Origin of the sequence: Streptomyces lomondensis (genome assembly GCF_014651035.1) — a bacterium.
Taxonomy (GTDB): Bacteria; Actinomycetota; Actinomycetes; order Streptomycetales; family Streptomycetaceae; genus Streptomyces; species Streptomyces lomondensis.
The window spans coordinates 553,493-573,440 of sequence record NZ_BMWC01000003.1; the positions used below are offsets into that span (position 1 = coordinate 553,493).

19 protein-coding genes and 3 pseudogenes are annotated in these 19,948 nt (G+C 69.9%); 16 read left to right on the forward strand and 6 right to left on the reverse strand.

Annotated features, from left to right (window positions below):
- Positions 1 to 56: 56 nt before the first annotated feature.
- The 6 genes from IE255_RS13960 (at position 57) to IE255_RS13985 (ending at position 7,162) form a co-directional block, all read left to right on the forward strand.
- Entirely contained in the window at positions 57 to 1,682 is a 1,626-nt protein-coding gene (locus IE255_RS13960; RefSeq protein WP_190050543.1) for a sensor histidine kinase, read from the forward strand.
- The gene (locus IE255_RS13965; protein WP_190050544.1) at positions 1,679 to 2,380 is read left to right on the forward strand and encodes a response regulator; all 702 of its coding nucleotides are present in this window, start codon (positions 1,679 to 1,681) and stop codon (positions 2,378 to 2,380) included. The genes IE255_RS13960 and IE255_RS13965 overlap by 4 nt, the downstream gene beginning before the upstream one ends.
- Positions 2,381 to 2,629: 249 nt before the next feature.
- Entirely contained in the window at positions 2,630 to 2,719 is a 90-nt protein-coding gene (kdpF, locus tag IE255_RS13970; protein ID WP_009326374.1) for a K(+)-transporting ATPase subunit F, read from the forward strand.
- 8 nt (positions 2,720 to 2,727) lie between these two features.
- Positions 2,728 to 4,392 (forward strand): potassium-transporting ATPase subunit KdpA, encoded by a 1,665-nt coding sequence (kdpA, locus tag IE255_RS13975; protein WP_190050545.1) that lies wholly within the window; start codon positions 2,728 to 2,730, stop codon positions 4,390 to 4,392.
- Positions 4,389 to 6,524, forward strand: coding sequence for a potassium-transporting ATPase subunit KdpB (gene kdpB / locus IE255_RS13980; RefSeq protein WP_190050546.1), 2,136 nt, complete (start codon positions 4,389 to 4,391; stop codon positions 6,522 to 6,524). Before kdpA ends, kdpB begins: the two co-directional genes overlap by 4 nt.
- Before the next feature lie 5 nt (positions 6,525 to 6,529).
- Complete coding sequence (locus IE255_RS13985) at positions 6,530 to 7,162, forward strand: potassium-transporting ATPase subunit C (protein ID WP_190050547.1); 633 nt, start codon at positions 6,530 to 6,532, stop codon at positions 7,160 to 7,162.
- A 45-nt stretch (positions 7,163 to 7,207) separates the two neighbouring features.
- On the opposite strand, the gene IE255_RS13990 is transcribed toward IE255_RS13985, so the two are convergent.
- The 3 genes from IE255_RS13990 to IE255_RS14000 all read right to left on the reverse strand — a co-directional run bounded on the left by IE255_RS13990 (position 7,208) and on the right by IE255_RS14000 (position 9,392).
- Positions 7,208 to 8,362 carry an RNA polymerase sigma factor gene (locus IE255_RS13990; protein WP_190050764.1) on the reverse strand — a complete coding sequence of 385 codons (1,155 nt, stop codon included), beginning with the start codon at positions 8,360 to 8,362 and terminating at the stop codon, positions 7,208 to 7,210.
- A gap of 8 nt (positions 8,363 to 8,370) precedes the next feature.
- Positions 8,371 to 8,778, reverse strand: coding sequence for a YciI family protein (locus IE255_RS13995; RefSeq protein ID WP_190050548.1), 408 nt, complete (start codon positions 8,776 to 8,778; stop codon positions 8,371 to 8,373).
- Positions 8,779 to 8,990: 212 nt separating this feature from the next.
- Entirely contained in the window at positions 8,991 to 9,392 is a 402-nt protein-coding gene (locus tag IE255_RS14000) for a nuclear transport factor 2 family protein (protein ID WP_190050549.1), read from the reverse strand.
- Positions 9,393 to 9,489: 97 nt separating this feature from the next.
- Here IE255_RS14000 and IE255_RS14005 point away from each other — a divergent pair, with 97 nt between their 5' ends.
- Complete coding sequence (locus tag IE255_RS14005; RefSeq protein WP_190050550.1) at positions 9,490 to 9,858, forward strand: winged helix-turn-helix transcriptional regulator; 369 nt, start codon at positions 9,490 to 9,492, stop codon at positions 9,856 to 9,858.
- On the opposite strand, the gene IE255_RS14010 is transcribed toward IE255_RS14005, so the two are convergent.
- Positions 9,840 to 10,085, reverse strand: coding sequence for a Rossmann-fold NAD(P)-binding domain-containing protein (locus IE255_RS14010; RefSeq protein ID WP_229906388.1), 246 nt, complete (start codon positions 10,083 to 10,085; stop codon positions 9,840 to 9,842). The genes IE255_RS14005 and IE255_RS14010 overlap by 19 nt on opposite strands.
- Positions 10,086 to 10,400: 315 nt before the next feature.
- On the opposite strand from IE255_RS14010, the gene IE255_RS14015 reads away from it, so the two are divergent.
- Positions 10,401 to 11,138: a dienelactone hydrolase family protein gene (locus tag IE255_RS14015; RefSeq protein WP_190050551.1), complete on the forward strand. Its 738-nt coding sequence runs from the start codon at positions 10,401 to 10,403 to the stop codon at positions 11,136 to 11,138.
- A gap of 781 nt (positions 11,139 to 11,919) precedes the next feature.
- Here IE255_RS14015 and IE255_RS14020 read toward each other — a convergent pair.
- On the reverse strand, positions 11,920 to 12,546 hold the full coding sequence (locus IE255_RS14020) for a site-specific integrase (RefSeq protein ID WP_190050552.1): 627 nt from the start codon (positions 12,544 to 12,546) through the stop codon (positions 11,920 to 11,922).
- A gap of 110 nt (positions 12,547 to 12,656) precedes the next feature.
- Between IE255_RS14020 and IE255_RS39150 the strand changes: the two are divergent.
- The 4 genes and pseudogenes from IE255_RS39150 to IE255_RS14035 all read left to right on the forward strand — a co-directional run.
- Positions 12,657 to 12,797: pseudogene (locus IE255_RS39150) on the forward strand (ATP-binding protein); the annotation flags it as partial.
- Between the two features lie 97 nt (positions 12,798 to 12,894).
- A complete protein-coding gene (locus tag IE255_RS14025; protein WP_229906389.1) occupies positions 12,895 to 13,836 on the forward strand; it encodes an intradiol ring-cleavage dioxygenase in 942 nt (313 codons plus the stop codon).
- 3 nt (positions 13,837 to 13,839) lie between these two features.
- Entirely contained in the window at positions 13,840 to 14,676 is an 837-nt protein-coding gene (locus IE255_RS14030) for a triphosphoribosyl-dephospho-CoA synthase (protein ID WP_190050554.1), read from the forward strand.
- A 16-nt stretch (positions 14,677 to 14,692) separates the two neighbouring features.
- Entirely contained in the window at positions 14,693 to 15,055 is a 363-nt protein-coding gene (locus IE255_RS14035) for a recombinase family protein (protein ID WP_229906390.1), read from the forward strand.
- Between the two features lie 289 nt (positions 15,056 to 15,344).
- Here the strand turns inward: IE255_RS14035 and IE255_RS14040 are convergent.
- Positions 15,345 to 16,526: pseudogene (locus IE255_RS14040) on the reverse strand (IS110 family RNA-guided transposase).
- On the opposite strand from IE255_RS14040, the pseudogene IE255_RS40355 reads away from it, so the two are divergent.
- From IE255_RS40355 to IE255_RS14055, 4 genes and pseudogenes are all read left to right on the forward strand, one after another.
- A pseudogene (locus IE255_RS40355) lies at positions 16,525 to 17,037 on the forward strand (AMP-binding protein); the annotation flags it as partial. The pseudogenes IE255_RS14040 and IE255_RS40355 sit on opposite strands and share 2 nt — an antisense overlap.
- A 22-nt stretch (positions 17,038 to 17,059) precedes the next feature.
- Positions 17,060 to 17,671, forward strand: coding sequence for an AMP-binding protein (locus tag IE255_RS39155; RefSeq protein WP_229906391.1), 612 nt, complete (start codon positions 17,060 to 17,062; stop codon positions 17,669 to 17,671).
- A complete protein-coding gene (locus IE255_RS14050) occupies positions 17,571 to 18,074 on the forward strand; it encodes a class I adenylate-forming enzyme family protein (RefSeq protein WP_229906417.1) in 504 nt (167 codons plus the stop codon). Before IE255_RS39155 ends, IE255_RS14050 begins: the two co-directional genes overlap by 101 nt.
- A 476-nt stretch (positions 18,075 to 18,550) precedes the next feature.
- Complete coding sequence (locus tag IE255_RS14055; protein ID WP_190050557.1) at positions 18,551 to 19,903, forward strand: glycoside hydrolase family 43 protein; 1,353 nt, start codon at positions 18,551 to 18,553, stop codon at positions 19,901 to 19,903.
- Positions 19,904 to 19,948 lie beyond the last annotated feature (45 nt).

Genomic DNA, 19,948 nt, shown 5'->3' on the forward strand with positions numbered 1-19,948 from the left:
TGCGACTCGGCACATGAGCCGCTCCCCTTGTGTCGGCAGAGAAGATTGAGTTCGTTGTGGTCGCCACCTTTCGTCGCCATTCGCTCGCGGGCGAGATGCTGGTGCTCCAGCTCGCCATCGTCGTGGTGGTGCTGCTGGCGGTCGCCGCGGTCTCCCTCGCCCAGTCGCAGGCCACCTTCAACCGCGTCGAGGGACGCCGGGTGAGCGCGCTCGCCGAACAGCTGGCCGCCAACCCGCTGGTGCGCAGCCAGCTGGTGCGCCCCGCCCCCGGGGAGACCCTCGCCCCGCTGGTGCACTCCACCCAGGCGCAGTCCGGAGTGACCTCGGTGACGGTGGCCGACGCCGCCGGCCGGATCGTCAGCTCCACGAACCCCACGGTGATCGGCGAGCGGCTGCCGCTCGAACCCGGCGCCGCCCGGGAGCGGGGCTGGTCGGGGCAGCTGACCCTGGACGGCAACCGCGAGCTGGCCGCCCAGGTCCCCGTCCTCGGGGCGACCGAGGAGAACCTCGGCCGCATCCTCGGCACGGTGATGATCGGCGAGGCCGATCCGACCGTGTGGCAGCGGCTCAACGGCGCCTCCTCCTACCTCCTCGCCTACCTGGGCATCGCCAGCGGACTCGGCGTGGCCGGCTCCTGGCTGCTCGCACGGCGGGTGAAGCGGCAGACCCTCGGGCTGGAGCCGGGCGAGATCGCCGGGCTCGCCGAGCACCGGGAGGCGATGCTCTACGGGATCGCCGAGGGCGTCGTCGCCCTGGACCCGCAGCACCGGCTCACCCTCGTCAACGACATGGGCCGCCGCCTGCTCGACCTGCCCGAGGACTGCGTCGGCCAGAGCCTGGACGGCCTCGGCATCTACGGGCGGCTGCGCGACGTGCTGGCCGGAACCGCCGCCGAGCGCGACGAGGTCGTCGTCCGCCGTGGGCGGGTCCTGGTGATGAACCGGATGACCGTCACCAAGGACGGCCGGCTCCTCGGCTCGGTCACCACCCTGCGCGACCGCACCGAACTGGCCCGGCTGGAACGGGAGATCGGCTCCTTCCGCAGCTCCTCGGAGCTGCTGCGCGCGCAGGCGCACGAGTTCGCCAACCAGCTGCACACCATCTCCGGCCTGATCCAGATCGGCGAGCAGGACGAGGTCGTGCGCTACATCCGCGCGTTGAACCAGCGGCGCCAGTCCCTCGACGTCACCCTCAGCCGCCGCGTCCGTGACACGGCGGTGGCCGCGCTGCTGATGGCGAAGGCGTCCCTGGCCGCCGAACGGAAGGTCAGCCTGCGGATCTCCGACGACACCGCCCTGGAGCGGCTGGCCCCGGAGGACGCCGCCGACGTGGCGACCGTCGTGGGCAACCTGGTGGACAACGCCGTCGACGCCGCCGCACAGGACGACGACGCCTGGGTGGAGGTGGCGCTGCGCCAGGACGCGTCCAGCGTGGAGATCGCCGTCCGCGACTCCGGGCCGGGCGTGGCTCCCGAACTCGCCCGCGAGGTGTTCTCCCACGGCTTCACCACCAAGGCCGCGCGGGAGGGCGAGCGCGGCATCGGACTGGCCCTGACCAAGCTGGTCTGCGAACGGCACGGGGGAGAGATCTCGGTGTCCAACACCCCCGACGGGGCCGTGTTCACCGCACGCATGACCGTCAGCCACCTCACCGGCACGGTGGCGGAAGGAGCGGCCCCATGACCGCAGCAAGCGACAAGGCGGGCGCGATCGACGTCCTCGTGGTCGACGACGACTTCATGGTGGCCAGAGTCCACCGCACGTTCGTCGAACGCGTCGAGCCGTTCCGCGTCGTCGGCGTCGCCCACACCGGCGGCCAGGCGATCGAGGCCGTGGACGAACTGCGCCCCGACCTCATCCTGCTCGACCTGTACCTGCCCGACCTCTTCGGCCTCGACGTCATCCCGCGGCTGCGCACCGCAGGCCACGACTGCGACGTCATGGTCATCAGCGCCGCCCAGGAGGCCGACACCGTCCGCGGCGCCGTCCGCCGCGGCGTGGTCGACTACCTCCTCAAACCCTTCGACTTCGAGGACCTGCGCTCCCGCCTGGAGCGCTACGCCGCCCAGCGGGGCCGGCTGCTCACGGCGGTCGTGCGCGGCCAGGCGGACGTGGACCGCGTCCTGGCCGGCGCGTTCGTCCCCGCACCGGCCCACACCCTGCCCAAGGGCATGAGCGTGGAGACCGCCGCACTGGTCGAGCGGGCCCTGCGCGAGGCGGACGGCACCCTGTCCGCCACCGAGTGCGCCGCCCTGACCGGCGTGTCCCGGGTCAGCGCCCGCCGCTACCTGGAGTACTTCCACAGCACCGGCAGCGCGGAGGTGTCCCTGCGCTACGGCGCCGCGGGCCGGCCGGAACGCCGGTACGCGTGGCGGGGGTGAGCTGATAGCCGGCTCTGCCACCGGACGAGGACCGGCGACAGCCGTCAGAGTCCCGTCAAAGGCGCGGCTCCCGCCGTCAGGGAGTCGTCAACGGCAGTCCGGATCCGGCCACGGGGCGGTTTCCTGGTCACCGTCCCTGACCGAAGAAACCTCACTCCAGGAGTTCACGATGGCCGATGTGGCCTTCGTCGTCGCCACGGCCGCGGTCTTCGCGCTGGTGGCCCTCGTCGCCAAAGGGGTGACGAGACTGTGACCGCCGAGAACGTCGTCGGCCTGGTCGTGGCCGTCGCCCTGCTGGGCTATCTCGTCCTCGCCCTGATCTTCCCGGAGAGGTTCTGAGGACTGAGATGGGTCCCGTACTCGCCGGCGTGCTCCAGCTGGTCGCGCTCATCGCGGCCTTGGCACTCGCCCACGTTCCCCTCGGCACTTACATGGCCAAGGTCTACTCCTCCGACCGGCACTGGCGGGTCGAACGGTGGATCTACAGAGGCATCGGCGCCGACCCCGACACCGAGATGCGCTGGCCCGCGTACCTGCGCGGCCTGCTCGCCTTCTCGTTCGTCGGCGTCCTCTTCCTCTACCTGCTCCAGCGGCTCCAGGGCGTACTGCCCGGTTCCCTCGGCTTCTCCTCGATCGAACCGGCGCAGGCGTTCAACACCGCCGTGTCGTTCGTGACGAACACCAACTGGCAGTCGTACTACGGCGAACAGGCCATGGGCCACGTCGTCCAGACCGGCGGCCTCGCCGTGCAGAACTTCGTGTCGGCGGCCGTCGGCATGGCGGTCGCGGTGGCGCTGGTGCGCGGGTTCGCCCGGTCGCGGTCGGGCGAGCTCGGCAACTTCTGGTCGGACCTGGTGCGGGGCGTCACGCGGATTCTGTTGCCGGGCGCGGCGATCGCGGCCGTGGTGCTGGTGGCGTGCGGTGTCATCCAGAACTTCTCGGGGATCCACGAAGTCGGGCAGTTCATGGGCGGTTCCCAGCAGTGGAACGGCGGGGCGGTCGCCTCGCAGGAGGCCATCAAGGAGCTAGGCACCAACGGCGGCGGCTACTTCAACGCCAACTCTGCGCATCCGTTCGAGAACCCGACGCCGTTCACCAACCTCTTCGAGATCTTCCTGCTGCTGGTGATCCCGTTCTCGCTGACGCGGACGTTCGGTGTCATGGTCGGCTCGGTCAGGCAGGGCTACGCGATCCTGGCCACGATGGCCACCCTCTGGGTCGGCTTCGTCGCCCTGATGATGTGGACCGAGTTCGCGCACCACGAGGGCGCGTTGCAGATCGCGGGCGGCGCGATGGAGGGCAAGGAGGTCCGCTTCGGCGTCGGATCCTCGTCGATCTTCGCCGTGTCGACGACACTGACCTCGACGGGTGCGGTGGACTCCTTCCACTCCTCCTTCACCGGCCTGGGCGGCGGCATCACCCTGCTCGGCATGATGCTGGGCGAGATCGCGCCCGGCGGCACCGGCTCCGGCCTCTACGGCATGCTGGTCATGGCCGTGATCGCGGTGTTCATCGCCGGTCTGATGGTGGGCCGCACACCCGAGTACCTCGGCAAGAAGATCGGCACCCGCGAGATCAAGCTGGCGGCCTGCTACCTCCTGATCACCCCGGCCCTGGTCCTGGTCTTCACCGCGGCCTCCATGGCCCTGCCGACACCGCCGCACTCCATGCTCAACCCGGGCGCGCACGGGTTCTCCGAGGTGCTGTACGCCTTCACCTCCGCCTCCAACAACAACGGCTCGGCCTTCGCCGGCCTGAACGCGAACACCGACTGGTACAACACCACGACGGGACTCGCGATGCTGCTGGGCCGTTTCCTGCCGATGGTGTTCGTGCTGGCGCTGGCGGGCTCGCTCGCGGAGCAGACGCCGGTCCCGGCCACCGCGGGCACCCTGCGCACCGAGAAGCCGCTGTTCACGGGCCTGTTGGTGGGCGCGATTCTCATCATCACCGGTCTGACGTACTTCCCCGCCCTGGCACTGGGCCCGCTCGCCGAGGGGCTGGCGGCATGACCACCGACACGCAGAAGCACGAGGGCTCCATGTCCACTGCCGCTCCGGCCCGGGCGCCGCACGGCGACGTACCCACCGCCCACAAGACGCCCGAGGGCCGTGTCGGCGCGGGCCTGTTCGACCCGAAGCAGCTGGTGACGTCGTTGCCGGACGCCTTCCGCAAGCTGGACCCGCGGGTGCAGGTCAAGTCACCCGTGATGTTCGTGGTGTGGATCGGCTCGGTGCTCACCACCGTGTTCTCCGTCAAGGACCCGGGCGACTGGTTCGGCTGGGCGATCAGCGCCTGGCTGTGGCTGACGATCGTCTTCGCCAACCTGGCGGAGGCGGTCGCCGAGGGCCGGGGCAAGGCGCAGGCGGACACGCTGCGCAGGGCGAAGACGGACACGGTCGCCCGGCGGCTGATCGAGGACGGCTCCGAGGAGCGGGTTCCGGGCACCGAGCTGCGGATCGGCGACCTGGTGGTGTGCGAGGCGGGCGACGTCATCCCCGGTGACGGCGACGTCGTCGAGGGTGTCGCTTCGGTCGACGAGTCGGCCATCACCGGCGAGTCGGCGCCCGTCATCCGCGAGTCCGGCGGCGACCGCAGCGCTGTCACGGGCGGTACGAAGGTGCTGTCCGACCGCATCGTCATCAAGATCACGACAAAGCCGGGGGAGACGTTCATCGACCGGATGATCAACCTGGTCGAGGGCGCCGCGCGGCAGAAGACGCCCAACGAGATCGCGCTGAACATCCTGCTCGCCTCGCTGACGATCGTCTTCCTGCTGGCCGTCGCCACGCTGCCGCCGTTCGCCGACTACGCGGGCACCCACCTGACGATGGTCGTGCTGGTGGCGCTGCTGGTGTGCCTCATCCCGACCACGATCGGTGCGCTGCTGTCGGCGATCGGCATCGCGGGCATGGACCGGCTGGTGCAGCGCAACGTGCTCGCCATGTCCGGGCGTGCGGTGGAGGCGGCGGGTGACGTGTCGACGCTGCTGCTGGACAAGACCGGCACCATCACCCTCGGCAATCGGCAGGCCTGCGAGTTCGTGCCCGTGCGCGGAGTGACGGAGGCCGAGGTCGCCGACGCCGCACAGCTGTCGTCGCTGGCCGACGAGACGCCGGAGGGCCGCTCCATCGTCGTACTCGCCAAGGAGAAGTACGGGTTGCGCGAGCGCCACCAGGGCGAGCTCACGGACGCGGAGTGGATCGCCTTCACCGCGCAGACCCGGATGTCGGGTGTGGACGTCGACGGCCGGAAGGTCCGCAAGGGCGCCGCCGGTTCGGTCATCGCCTGGGTGAAGGAGCGCGGCGGTGAAGTCGCCGAGGACGCCCAGGAGTTGACCGGCGAGATCTCCGAGGCGGGCGGCACCCCGCTCCTCGTCGCCGTGGAGGACACGGACGGGGCACGGGTGCTCGGCGTCATCCACCTCAAGGACGTCGTCAAGGACGGCATGCGCGAGCGGTTCGAGGAGCTGCGCCGCATGGGCATCAAGACGGTCATGATCACGGGCGACAACCCGCTGACGGCGAAGGCGATCGCAAAGGAGGCCGGCGTCGACGACTTCCTCGCCGAGGCCACCCCCGAGGACAAGATGGCCCTCATCAAGCGCGAGCAGGCGGGCGGCAAGCTCGTCGCCATGACCGGCGACGGCACCAACGACGCCCCCGCCCTCGCCCAGGCGGACGTCGGCGTGGCGATGAACACCGGCACGTCGGCCGCCAAGGAGGCCGGCAACATGGTCGACCTCGACTCCGATCCGACGAAGCTCATCGAGATCGTCGAGATCGGCAAGCAACTCCTCATCACCCGGGGCGCGTTGACGACGTTCTCCATCGCCAACGACGTCGCGAAGTACTTCGCGATCATCCCGGCGCTGTTCGCGGCCGTCTACCCGGGCCTGGACAAGCTCAACATCATGCGCCTGTCCTCACCGGACTCCGCGATCCTGTCCGCGGTCGTCTTCAACGCGCTGATCATCATCGCGCTGGTGCCGCTCGCCCTGCGGGGTGTGCGGTACCGCCCGGTCAGCGCCGACAGGCTGCTCCGCCGCAACCTCGGCATCTACGGCCTGGGCGGGCTCATCGCGCCCTTCATCGGCATCAAGCTCATCGACCTGCTCATCTCGCTCATCCCCGGGATCGGGTGAAGGACATGAACAACTCCGTCACGCACACCGCCCGGCTGCTGGGCGCGGCCCTGCGGGCCCTGCTCCTCCTGACCCTGGTGACCGGCGTCATCTACCCACTGGCCCTCACCGGCATCGCCCAGGGCCTGTTCCACGACCAGGCCAACGGCTCGCAGATCACGGCGGACGGCAAGGTCGTCGGCTCCTCGCTGATCGGGCAGCAGGGCTACAGCCTGGACTACTTCCAGCCGCGCCCGGCCAACGGCCTCGGCACGAACTCCGTCAACACCCAGTACAAACTGCTCCTGTCCGGCGCCACCAACCTGTCCGCCGACAACGAGAAGCTCATCAAGTCGGTGGAGGCGGCCAAGGCCAGGGTCGTCAGGGAGAACTCGACCGCCGACTACAAGGTGCGGCCCTCCCAGGTCCCCGCCGACGCCGTCACGTCCTCCGCCTCCGGCCTGGACCCGGACATCTCCCCGCAGTACGCGGAGCTCCAGGTCCACCGAGTCGCCGAGCGGAACGGCCTGCCCGTCGCCACGGTGGAGAAACTGGTCGAGGACCACACACAGGGCCGCACCCTCGGCTTCATGGGCGAGCCCCGCGTCAACGTCCTCGAACTCAACATCGCCCTCAGGGAACTGGCGGCCAGGAGCTGACGGGGTTGTGCGGGACGGGCGGGGGCCGGCCCCGAGCGCTATCCGTCAGCGACACCGGCGGGCGTTGAGCCGGGCCGCCTGGCGCGTCAGGTACGCGCGCTCGGCGAGGTTGGGTGCCTTCTGTGCCGCCTCGGCGTACAGCCGTGCCGCCGTCACCAGGTCGCCGTCGCGCTCGTGGAGGTACGCCGCCACCGCGGCGTGGCGGGGCAGGGAGGCGTCCAGCGCCGCGAGCGCCGCCAACCCGGCGCGCGGTCCGTCGGCCTCGCCGATGGCGACCGCGCGGTTGAGCCGGACGACCGGGCTGTCGGTCAGGCGAAGGAGCTCGTCGTACCACTCGACGATCTGCACCCAGTCGGTCTCCTCGGCGGTGGGCGCGTCGGCGTGGAGGGCGGCGATGGCGGCCTGGGCCTGGAACTCGCCCAGCCGGTCGCGCGCGAGTGCCGCCTGGAGGATCTCGACGCCCTCGGCGATCAGCTCGGTGTCCCAGCGGCCGCGGTCCTGCTCGGCGAGCGGCACCAGGCTGCCGTCGGGCGCGGTCCGGCCGGCGCGCCGGGCGTGGTGGAGCAGCATGAGGGCGAGCAGGCCCGCCACCTCGGGGTGGTCGACCTGGGCCGCGAGCTGCCGGGTGAGCCGGATGGCCTCCGCGGCGAGGTCGACGTCGCCGGAGTAGCCCTCGTTGAAGACCAGGTAGAGGACGCGCAGCACGGTGGCGACGTCACCGGGCTGGTCGAACCGCACGCCGGAGACCGTGCGCTTGGCCCGGCTGATCCGCTGCGCCATGGTCGCCTCGGGCACCAGGTAGGCCTGGGCGATCTGGCGGGTGGTGAGCCCGCCGACGGCGCGCAGCGTGAGCGCGACCGCGGACGACGGCGTCAGCGACGGGTGGGCGCACAGGAAGTACAGCTGGAGCGTGTCGTCCACGGCGGGCGTGGGCCCGGGCGGCGGCTCCTCGACGACGAGGTCCTCACGCCGGCGGCGGGCCGCGTCCGACCGGGCCTGGTCGAGGAACTTGCGCCAGGCCACGGTGACCAGCCAGCCCTTCGCATCCCAGATGGGGTCTCCCCGGCCGGCGGGCCAGACGCGGACCGCCTCGACCAGCGCGTCCTGCACGGCGTCCTCGGCCGCCGCGAAGTCGGCTCCGCGGCGGACGAGGATGGCGAGGACGCTCGGCGTGAGGCTCCTGAGCAGGGCCTCGTTCATCGGTGAGGTCACTCCGTGATGGTGGGCGTCGTGCCGTAGAACGGGCGCACCTCGAGCCACTCGTGGATCGGCTTCCCGCCCGCCCCCGGGGCGGCCGACAGCTCCCCGGCCAGCTCGATGGCGCGCTCGTAGCTGTCGACGTCGATCACCATCCAGCCGGCGATGAGGTCCTTGGTCTCGGCGAACGGGCCGTCGGTGACCGGCGGGCGCCCCTCACCGTCGTACCGGACCCACGTCCCCTCGGGCGCGAGCGCCTGACCGTCGACGAACTCGCCGGTCTTCTCCAGCCGGGCCGCGAAGTCGTTCATGTACTGCATGTGCGCCGAGATCTCCTCCGGCGCCCACTGGTCCATGGGCACGTCGTTGACCGCCGCCGGAGCGCCGCGGTAGTGCTTGAGCAGCAGGTACTTGGCCATGGTGTTCTCCTCGCGCTGGGACGACCCATTGTGGTCGCGTTCACCCCGGGGACGAAGCCGGCCACGGGTTCTCGACATCGCCGTCCGAGATTTTTTCTCCCGGGCCGCGAGAGCTTCCGGACCACCCAGCGCTACGCCCGCCGCAGCCGCCGTTTCTTCATCTCCTGCCTCATCAGGTTTGCTGGAGGCCGCCACGGACGGTTGCGTTCCGCTCAGTCGACCCCCCAGAAGGCGTCCTCGGCCTCCTGGTCGGCGGAGAACAGCCATACCTCCGCGATCTTGTTGCCCTCGATCCTGAGCAGGTCGACGCCGTCCATGGCCAACACGGCGCCCTCTCGCTGGGCCGAGAAGTGGACGGGGATCGCGACCAGCGCGCCGTTGACCATGGGTTCGCCGGTGAGCGCGAGTTCGAAGGTCCCCTGCGTGGCGGACATCTGGGCGCCGAACATCTCGCCTACCGCGGCAGCACCGCGGTAGGTGCCGGCGAGCCGGTGGGCCCCGGGCTGGTGCCACACGATGTCGTCGGCGAACATGCTCGCGACCGCGGCGAAGTCCTTGGCGGACACCGCGTCGGCGTACCGGCGGGCGACGGCGTACGTGGTGGTGGGCTCCATGGCTGATCGTCTCCTTCAGTGAGTCGGTGCTGGTGAAGCCCTATACTCACCATCGGTAACCAGTCACCTCAAGGTAACCAATGGAGAGGTGTGACGTATGCCACAGGGTCCGGATTTCAATGTGCTGACCGCGACCTGCCCCTCCCGCACGTCGCTGGCCCGCATCGCCAACAAATGGACCGCCATGGTGGTGATCGCGCTCAGCGGCGGGAGGATGCGCTTCCGCGACCTGCGCACCACGGTCGACGGGATCAGCGCGAAGGTCCTCACCGAGACCCTGCGGGACCTGGAACGCGACGGCCTCGTCGCACGGCATGTGTATGCCGAAATGCCGCCCAGGGTCGAATACGAACTGACCCCTCTGGGACGCACCCTGCACACCCCCCTTCAGGCACTGGGCCGTTGGGCGGAGGAGCACATCACCGAGGTGCTCGCGGCTCGTGAAACCTACGACGGCCGTCGCTGAACCCACGAGCGGCCCGGCAGGGCTCGGGAGGCTTCGGCCTGCGCGAGGAGTTCCCTGGCCTTGGCCGAGATGCCCTCAATGGCGTCGGCGCCGGCGATGAAGCGTGGTGGCGGCTGGTCCCGGGCGGCGATGGTCAGCAGGGCGCGGGCGAGTTTGGCGGGGTCGCCGGTCTGCTGTCCGTTGATGCTGCCGTCCTGCCCGTCATGCGCCGGCAGCGCGACGGCCACCTAAAAGGGCACCCCTCGACCGGGGGTCCGCCAGTACCCCCTTCGTCCCCCCGCCGCACCCCGTCAGCCGCCGTAGCGCGGGGCCGCGAACCCACGGGCGGATCTCCTGATTCTGGTGGTCGGGCCCGTGGGTTCGTGGTCAACCCGCTGGGCCGGACTCGGCGTGTGACCGAGATGCGCGCCAAAGGGGCAACGGGATGATCTTGAAGCCCTGAGCGCTGGGCCCGTCCCGTATTTCAGAGGGACACCCGTGCTGTTCTGCCAGCGGCAGAACACCGGCCGGACCGGGCTCGACGATCACTACAGTCCAGTCTCATGACGACGATTACGACGCGTACGGTCGAGTACCCGGCCGACGGTCTGACGATGATCGGGCACCTCGCGCTCCCGGCCGGTGTCGACCGCCGGCCCGCGGTGCTGCTCGGACCAGAGGGCATGGGGCTCAGCGACGTCGAGCGCCGCCGGGCCGATGCTCTCGCCGAGCTGGGATATGTAGCGCTGGCCTTCGACCTTCATGGCGGGCGCTATTTGGGTGACCCCGAGGAGATGCTGGCCCGTTGCATGCCACTGCTCGCTGATCCCGACCGGATGCGGGGGATCGGCCATGCGGCGCTCGACGTGTTGCGCACCGAGCCCCGGACCGACCCCGACCGGATCGCCGCCATCGGCTACGGAACCGGGGGCGCCATCGCGCTGGAACTCGGGCGCGGCGGCGTCAACCTGCGCGCGATCGGGACAGTCAACGCAACTACCACGGGCCGACCGGGCGAGGCGGCGCGCATTCGCTGCCCGGTGTGGGCCGGGGTCGGGTCGGAAGACCCGATCATGCCGCCCGCGCAACGAAACGCGTTCACCGCTGAGATGCAGGCCGCGGGCGTCGACTGGCGCCTCGCGGTCTACGGCGGAGCCTTGCACGCCTTCCACCACCCGCCGGTCGACCACCCCGTGGTCCCCGGCGTCGGCTACCACCGACAGCACGCGCAGCGAGCCTGGCGCGACGTCGTCGACCTGCTCGCCGAGTGCCTGCCCGTGACGGAGGACCTGGGGGCATGACCCAGGCAAACACGCTGGTGCCAGGCCTGGTCGGCGTCGCGCACTGACAGTCTCCTCCCCTCAGTCCAAGCTTCGAGGCTTCTCCGTAAACTCAGCTGGTGGACATGCTGAGCAGCCTTGCTCGACAGATCGGGCGGCGCCTGTCCTGTGCCACCGCCGAGCCGAACTGATGTCGGCTTGGGGCCGGTGGTGCAGACGGTCAGCATCGTGTAACCGGTGATAGGCGGCTACGTTGCGCGCCGCCGGATTCGGCGACGGTTCTTGATCGGCCCGGGGCCAGGTAGTCAAGCCCTGCTGTGGCGATCGTCACGAGAGACGAGTCCTGGAAATCCCGGGGACAGCTGCCCGGGCTCGCGACTCGCTGTAAAGTGTGCAAACAGCCCTTGACCTGCAAAAACACAGGCAGGGAGCCTACCAGAGGCATGATAGGCCGGTCCGGGTCAGCAAATGGTCAGCATCGGGCGCGCAGGCGTCCCGGCTTGCTGACCTGGTGACTGCCGTGGCGGGGCCCGGGCACGGATGCCCGGCTCCCGTTCGGAAGGTTTCGCTTCGTGGCTCGACAGCTCGCCCGCGGCATGGGGTCGTTCTTCAAGGACTGCGACTGTGCCAGGCCGACCCGCTGCCCGCATCCCTACACAATCCGTTTCCGCAATGCGTTGGGGAGGCAGCTTGAGGAGGGGGGCTTCGGCACGCAAGACGACGCGATCGAGCGCCTCACTCAGATCTACGTGGAGAAGAAGCGCACGGCGCCGTCCGTCGCCGAGTCTCGCCGCGAGCTGGATCAGAAAACGGTGGCGGAATACGCGAAGCAATGGCGGCCCAGGCAGCGGAAGTGCACGTACCGCTCGCGAGGCATGCGTGAGCCCATCTTCCAGCGGCCGGCCGCCTCCAGCTCCTCGTCCGTCGCGCCACTCATACCGAGGTCGGTGGCGCCGCCGGCACGAAGGCCGTGCGAGGAGACGGGACGCCCGTCGCTCTTGAGCCCGGCTGCGCCGAACCAGTGTTTCACCCGGTCGTTCACGGTCTGCGGGCGCAGGTAGAGGCCGCGCTTGGTGGCCCCGCCCCCCTTCGTGGCCCGGGTCTGCGGTGTTGCGACCCTTCCGCTGCGCAGGATCTCCCGCCACACCGGCCCGGTGGTGATGCCCTGCTCGGCCAGCCAGTCGACGTACCGGCGCAGGCGGAAGACGAGGCGCAGGTCTTCCCGGTCGTGGAGGATGGTGGTCTGCTCCTCGCCCTGGTGGGTTTTGTCCTCGGCGAGCCAGACGAACACGCCGTCGTCGATGATCGTCAGGTCCTCGAGGTCCAGGTCGACGTCTTCGATACTGCGTCCGAGGAACCGGTACCCGAAGGCGAACATAGCCGAGTCGCGCCAGCCGATCGGCCGGTCATCCGCCTCCGCCTTCTCCATCATCGGGACCAGGTACGGCAGCGTGATCGGGAACGCTTCCCTCCTGCGCAGCGCCCGCTTGTTCGTCTTCCGGTACTGCCCCAGGAGCAGCAGGTACAGGCTGTAAGGACGAAAACGGCCGCGGACTCTGTCTCATCGAGGAACTCGCCGATCACGTCCACATCGGCAACAAGCCCGGCAGGCGGGGCGCAGTGGTGAGTCGCGACAAGATCCTTAAGTGGAAGAAGGAAGCGCTGCTGATGGCGGTGTAGCGCCGACCCCGTACCCGAAGACGCGCGATACGCATTCTCAGCTTGCGCACAGAGTCGGCTCAGGTTCCTGACAGCCGTCACTCCTACGTTCATGGACATGACGGGAAACCACAAGGACACCTCTATCACCCGGCGCCGTGCCCTCGCGGTGACCGGAGGCACGGTCGCGGCCGGCGGCCTCGCCGTGGCCGGGTACCAGTCGGCCTTCGCCGACGACGCGACGACCACCGCCACCGCCGAGGCCGCCGCCACCGCCTCGGCGACCTCCACCGGCGGCGCGTGCATGACCCTGATGTCCAGCGTCACCGAGGGGCCGTACTACCTCGACGGCGCCCTGGTGCGCAAGGACATCACCGAGGGCAAGAGCGGCGTCCCGCTGACCCTGCGCCTCACCGTCGTGGACGCCACCGACGGCTGCACCCCGGTGCCGGGCGCGGCCGTGGAGATCTGGCACTGCGACGCCTGGGGCTACTACTCCGGGTACACCAGCGCCAACCCCGGCGGCTCCGCGCCCGCGGAGAGCGAGGACGGCTCGACCGCCGACGACAACACCTATCTGCGCGGCTACCAGATCGCCAACGCCAACGGGGTCGTCAAGTTCGAGACGATCTTCCCGGGCTGGTACGCCCCGCGTACCTGCCACATCCACCTCAAGGTGCACACGGGCGGCGAGAAGGAGGACGGCACCTACGAGGGCGGCAAGGTCAACTACACCGGCCAGCTGTTCTTCGCCGACGAGATCGCCGAGCAAGTCTTCACCCTGGAGCCGTACGCGAAGCACTCCGGCACCTACACCGAGCTCGCCGACGACATGGTCTACGACGGTGGCGGCGCCTCCAGTGGCCTGCTGACCCTCAAGGCCGTGCACAAGAGCGACCCGTCCAAGGGCTACAAGGGCTCTCTGACCCTCGGCGTCGACCCCGACGCCGAGAACACCGGAGCGGGCGGAGGCGGTGGCGGTACGCCCCCGAGCGGCGCCGTCCCGACGGGCACCCCGCCGAGCGACGGCGCCTCGCCGTCGGCCACGGCGTCCTCGTAGCGCGTGAACAGCCGCGAGGACGACGAGCTGGCCCAGGCCGCCGTGGGCGCGCTGACGGGGCAGCTGGCGCTGGCACCCAAGCCCGGCCTGCCCGATCCGCGTGACCTGAGCGCCCGTACGACCCGGGTGGACCACCGCGCCCTGCGCTGGTCCGCCAAGGCGCTCGCGCCCGGCCTCGCGGCGATGGCCGCCGCAGCCCGCCGCACGGGCGAACCCACGGCCCGACTCCGTACCGAACTGGGCGCGATCGGCCGCTGCACCGAGCACTCGGTGGGCCTCGCGGGCGGCGGCCACCGCGGCGCCCTGTGGGTGCTCGGCCTGCTGGTCGCCGCGGCCGCCCTCGAACCCCGTGCCGGGGCGAAGGACGTGGCCGCAGTCGCCAAGCGGATCGCCGCGCACCCTGACCGGCGGGCCCCGCGAAGACCCTCGCGCGGCTCGTCGATCTCGGCGAAGTACGGCGCCGCCGGGGCGCGCGGCGAGGCACGGGCCGGATTCCCGCACGTACGGCGGGCGTTGGACGCCCTCGCCGCCGCCCGCTCGGCAGGTGCCGACGAGGATGAGGCCCGCCTCGACGCCCTGCTCACCGTGATGTCCACCCTCCAGGACACCGAACTCCTGCACACCGTGGGCCCGACCGGCCTGCGGCACGTCCAGGCGGGCGCCCGCGGGGTCCTGGAAGCGGGCGGTACGGCGACGGACGCGGGCCGCGAAGCCCTGTACGCCCTCGACGCCGACCTGCACGCGCGCGCGTGGAGCCCGAGAGGCAGTGCGGGACTGCTGGCGGGAGCGCTGTTCCTGGACTCGCTTGTGGTGACGGTCAGTTCAGCGCGGGCAGCCTGACGGCCGCTTCGCCGCGATGGCGGAGACCGAGCGGGAGAATATCCGCGAGTCCACGCTCGAAGGGCTCGACACCGCGGCCCGAAAGGGCAAACACGGCGGCCGGCCCCCGGCCATCACCGACGACATGCTCCACACCGTGCTCCGGCGCGGCGCGGGCGGCGAGTCCGTCGAGCAGATCCAGCCCGACCTGATCATCCCCACCGGCAAGCGCAAGGGACAGAACCCCTCCGTCGCCAGCATCTACCGGGCGCTCGCCGAACACGCCAAGCGCGAGACATACCCCGAAGTCGTCGAACAGGCCCACGCCGACTTCGCCGCCCTCCAGGTCGGCGAGGTCCCCGGACCCCGCCCCGCTATCCCTGACCGCCTGTCATGCTGATTACAGAGAGCTACTTGTCACTTCGCCGTAGCTTCGGGAGACCAAGGCCTATCCCTCGGCCAACCGCAAGGCCTTTGACGCGGCCCTGGGCTGACAAGACGGCGCTCGTCCGCCCCTCCGACCTGCGCGATCACTCTTCGATGCCGCGCTTGTCAAAGTCCGATGGCACGCGGTCGAAGTCCAGTGACACAGGACAGGAAGAACGGGCGCGAGCTCCACCCTCACAGCCTCACAGATCACGCGTCTACCTGCGCGAACGGGGTGTGAGACACCTCAGGCACTCAACATGTCAAGCGGCTTCAGCGAGAGCGGTTGGGAAGGCCGTGTCTTCATCGAACAGCTTGCGGTTCTGGAGGCAGTGGTAGAGCGGCGTCGCCGGTAGTGGGCCTTGGCGCCGGGGGAGGCGGTGATGGAGGCAAAGGCCCAGAGGTAGCCGGCCGCGTTGAGCCGGTCGTTCTTCACCCACCTGCGGGTGATGCTCGACTTCTTGCCGGAGGCCCTGGTGATGGGTGAGGCGCCGGGGTATGCCTTCAGGCCGCGGGCGTCCGCGATGCAGGACCGGTCGTCTCCGATTTCGGCGAGCACCCGGGCGCCGAGCTGGACGCCGAGGCCGGGGAAGCTGAGGATGATCTCAGCGTCCGGGTGCTGAGGGAAAGCCTCTTCGACCGCCTCGGCGAGGTCGTCGGCAGCGGTGCAGGCGGCCTCCAACTGGACCAGGAGCGCGAGCATCTGCTTGCCCAGCGCGTCCTCCACCAACGGCGGCTGGTGGGCCCACTCGGAGTGGAAGACGTCGCGGAGCCGTTCGGCCTCGGCCGTGATGCCGCGCTTGCGGCCGGCCCGCTTGAGCGCGGCCTCCAGCTGCGTGCGGGTCAGCCGCGCGGCCCGGGCCGGCGTCGGGGCCGCCTTCAAGAGCTCCCGGGCCTCCGGCCGGCACAGGCCGGTGCGCCAGGGCTCGAAGGCCGTCAGGGCGGCCGGGTAGTACTCCCGCAGCAGCGATCGGAGCTGGTTGGACAGACTGCTGCCGGTTCCACAACGAGTCCTGCTGAGCACGGGCGAGGACGGCGACGGCCCGGCCGAGGTCGCTGTCGTTGGGCAGCGGCCGGTGGGCGTGCATGTCGGTGCGCAGGATATTCGCCAGGACCAGGGCGTCGCCAGGGTCGGACTTCTTGCGCGAGACCAAGTGCCGGTCGCGGTAGCGGGCGGCGGCCATCGGGTTGATCGCGAACACCTGCCGCTTGCCGGTCCGCAGGACGGCCACGAGCATGCCCCGCGAGGTCTCGATCGCGACCGGGATCGGGTTCTCCTCGCTGTCGCCGTACTCGACCAGCAGGTCCAGCAGGATCTTGTAGCCCGCAGCGTCGTCGGTGATGTGCCGCTTGGCCGGTAACTGGCCGCTGTTGTCGACCAGGGCGACGTCGTGTGTGCGCTCGGCCCAGTCGATGCCGCAGTAGATCAAGATGTTCCCCCCCATGGTGCAGTTTGCGCAGGTCACGAGCTCATGCGGAACCACGCGACCTAATCCCAGGACTCAGCGCAAGGGCCGGTCCGCCACCTCAGTAGCCGTTCGTGGCACCAGCTCACCCCACGGGCCTCGGCTTTTCCGGGAGCTCAGACGGCTCGGGCTTCGCAAGAGGTCACCATGCAGCGGGCTCGCACCACCAACACCAACGAGTGATCAAGGTGTGAGTGTTGACGCTCGACGGTCCTGGACGGCGCCGATCTCCATCGAGGCATTCACCGACCGCACCTGGACCTACGCCCAGCTCCTGGACGACGCCGAGCACGCCGCGTCCTGGCTGGCCGAACGCTTCGCCCCGGGAGAGCACCTCGCCGTCTGGGCACCCAACCTCCCCGAATGGGTCATCCTCCAGTACGGCGCCGCCCTGGCCGGGCTCGTCCTCGTCACCGCCAACCCCGCACTGCGCGACGCCGAACTCCAGCACGGACTGTCCCAGTCGGGATCTGTGGGCCTGCTGCTGACTGACTCCTTTCCGCGACACCGACATGGCTGCGGCGGTGGAACGGATCCGGCCGCGACTGCCCCGGCTGCGCGAGCAGGCATCCTTCACCGGATGGCTCGCCGAGATCCGCCGTACGCCCATCAGACCGCTGCCGCAGGTCGACCCCGGCTTGGCCGCACGGATCCAGTACACCTCCGGGACGACCGGCAAGCCCAAAGGCGCGGTCCTGCACCACCATGGACTGGTCACCAACGCCGCTTTCACGGCCGCCCGCGCCGGGTTCCCCCAGCACGGCACCTGGGTCAGCGCCCTGCCCCTGTTCCATACGGCAGGGTGCGACCTGACGGTGCTGGGCATCGCGGCCAACCGCGGCACGCTCGTGCTCGTCCAGGTCTTCCAGCCCCAACTCGTCCTCGACGCCCTGCAGAAGCACCGGGCCGATTTCCTCGGCGCAGTACCGGTGATGCTGTCGGCGCTGCTGAACCACCCCTGCTTCGACAACTACGACCTCGCAGGCCGAGGTCAAGATCGCCGATCCGGCCGGGGGCGATCCGCTGCCCGTCGGCGAGCCAGGCGAGATCTGCCGCCGCGGTTACCAGGCCATGCTCGGCTACCACGATCTGCCCGAGGCCACCGCCCAGACGCTGGACTGTGACGGCTGGCTGCACACCGGCGACCTGGGCGTCATGGACGAGCGCGGCTACGTCACCGTGACCGGCCGCATCAAGGACCTGATCATCCGAGGCGGGGAGAACATCTACCCTGCCGAGATCGAGGCGGTGCTCCTGGCCCATCCCGGCGTCCGCCAGGCCGCCGTGCTCGGTGTTCCGGACCCGCACCGGGGCGAACAGGTCGCCGCCGTCGTCATCCCGGCCGATCCCGGCGCCCCGCCCACCGCCGCCGAACTCCACGACCACCTGCGCGTGACCCTGGCCCCGCACAAGACACCGCGCAACTGGTACCTCGCCGATGACATCCCGGCCAACGCCATGGGCAAGACGCAGAAGTTCCTCCTGCGACGGCGGATCGGCGAGGGCGACCTGAAGCCGCTTCCCTGACGGCGGTCCTGGAACGGATGCGCATGGGCTGTGGCTTCCGGGCCGGAGCGAGTTCCCTGCCGCGACGGGGCGCTGACGGCACCCACCTCGGGGGAGGTGGCGACGTGCGCAGCCAGGCACCCGGATGATCTTCTGTCGCTGTTGGTCAGCGTCGCCAGGAGCCGACCGAGGTACCCCCGGACGACCAGGCGTCCGCCTGGTCGTCCGGTCGCCATCGCCCGTGCCGTGTCGCCGCCAGCCGCTGCTTCAAACCCACAAAATTCAACGAGAAGCGACAGAACCATTGACCTTCGATCACCTCACCTCTACTTTCTGACCGACCCAGCGACATCCGCTCGATATGCCGGACGAAGGCAAGGGCTGTGGCTTCGCAGGGGTGGCCCCCTGGGGTTCCTCTTGTACCCATCCCTCTTTGGAGAGCCATGAGCACAGATTCCCGGCAGGACTCCCAGCCCTCGCGCCGACGGTTCCTCGGCATGGCAGCCGCAGTTCCCCTCGCCGCCGCCACCGCCAACCTCACCCTCGGGGCCGGCGCCGCCCACGCCGCGGACTCGGCGTACGTGATGGGGTACTTCACCGAGTCGCCGAGCGGGCTGGGCACCGACTTCGGTCTGCACCTGGCCGTCAGCACGGACGGCCTGCAGTGGATGCCGCTGAACCAGAACAACCCGGTGGTCACCCCCACCGAGGGCGCCGGCGGACTGCGCGACCCGTTCATCATGCGCAAGCAGGACGGCACCTTCGTCGTGCTCGCCACCGACCTCAAGGGCACCGACTGGAACTACAACAGCCAGTACATCCACCTCTGGGACTCCACCGACCTGCGCACCTTCACCGGCTACCGGCGGCTGAAGCTCCATGACATGGTCACCCACAGCTGGGCGCCCGAGGCGTACTGGGACGCCGACCGCGGCCGGTACGCGATCCTCTACTCGTCGGTGAACTCCAGCGGCCGCAACGTGATCATGGTGAACTACACCACCGACTTCCGCACAGTGTCCGCGCCCCAGGTCTTCTTCGACGCCGGCTACGACGTCATCGACGCGAACATGACCGTCGGCGTGAACGGCGTCAACTACATGGTCGTCAAGAACAACGAGCAGGAAAAACTCGTCAACACGCGGTCCACGTCGTTGGACCCCGGCAGCTTCGTCCCGTTCGGCACCCCCACCGCGCACGGTGGCACCGAGGCCCCGACCGTCGTGAAGTCGCTGACGTCCAACACCTGGTACATGTGGGGCGACACCTACAGGCCCAACGGCATCTTCTACGCCTGGCAGACCACCGACCTCGCGGCCGGCACCTGGACCGAGCTCAGCCAGCGCGACTACACCCAGCCGCTCAGCTCCAAGCACAGCACCATCGAGACGATCACCTCCACCGAGTACGACAATCTCGTCGCACGATGGGGCAAGCCCGTCTGGAACCGGCTGAAGTCCTACAACTTCCCCAACCGCTACGTGCGGCACTCCAACTTCGCCGCCCGGATCGATCCGTACCCGTTCGATCCGTACACCGACTCGCAGTGGAAGATCATGCCCGGTCTCGCGGACAGCTCCGGGGTGTCCTTCCAGTCGGTCAACAACCCGACCCGCTACCTGAGGCACTACAACTTCGCGCTCCAACTGGACGTCAACGACGGCACCAGCACGTTCGCCCAGGACGCCACGTTCCACAAGGTCCCGGGCCTGGCCGACGCCGCCTGGACGTCCTTCCGGTCGCACAACTTCCCGACCCGCTACATCAGGCACTACAGCTACGCCCTGCGCATCGACCCCGTCTCCACCGCCACCGACCGCGCGGACGCCACGTTCTCGATCGTCTACTGACGCCGCGCACTCGCGAGGTCAGCGTTCCTCCCCTCCCCCCCCCCC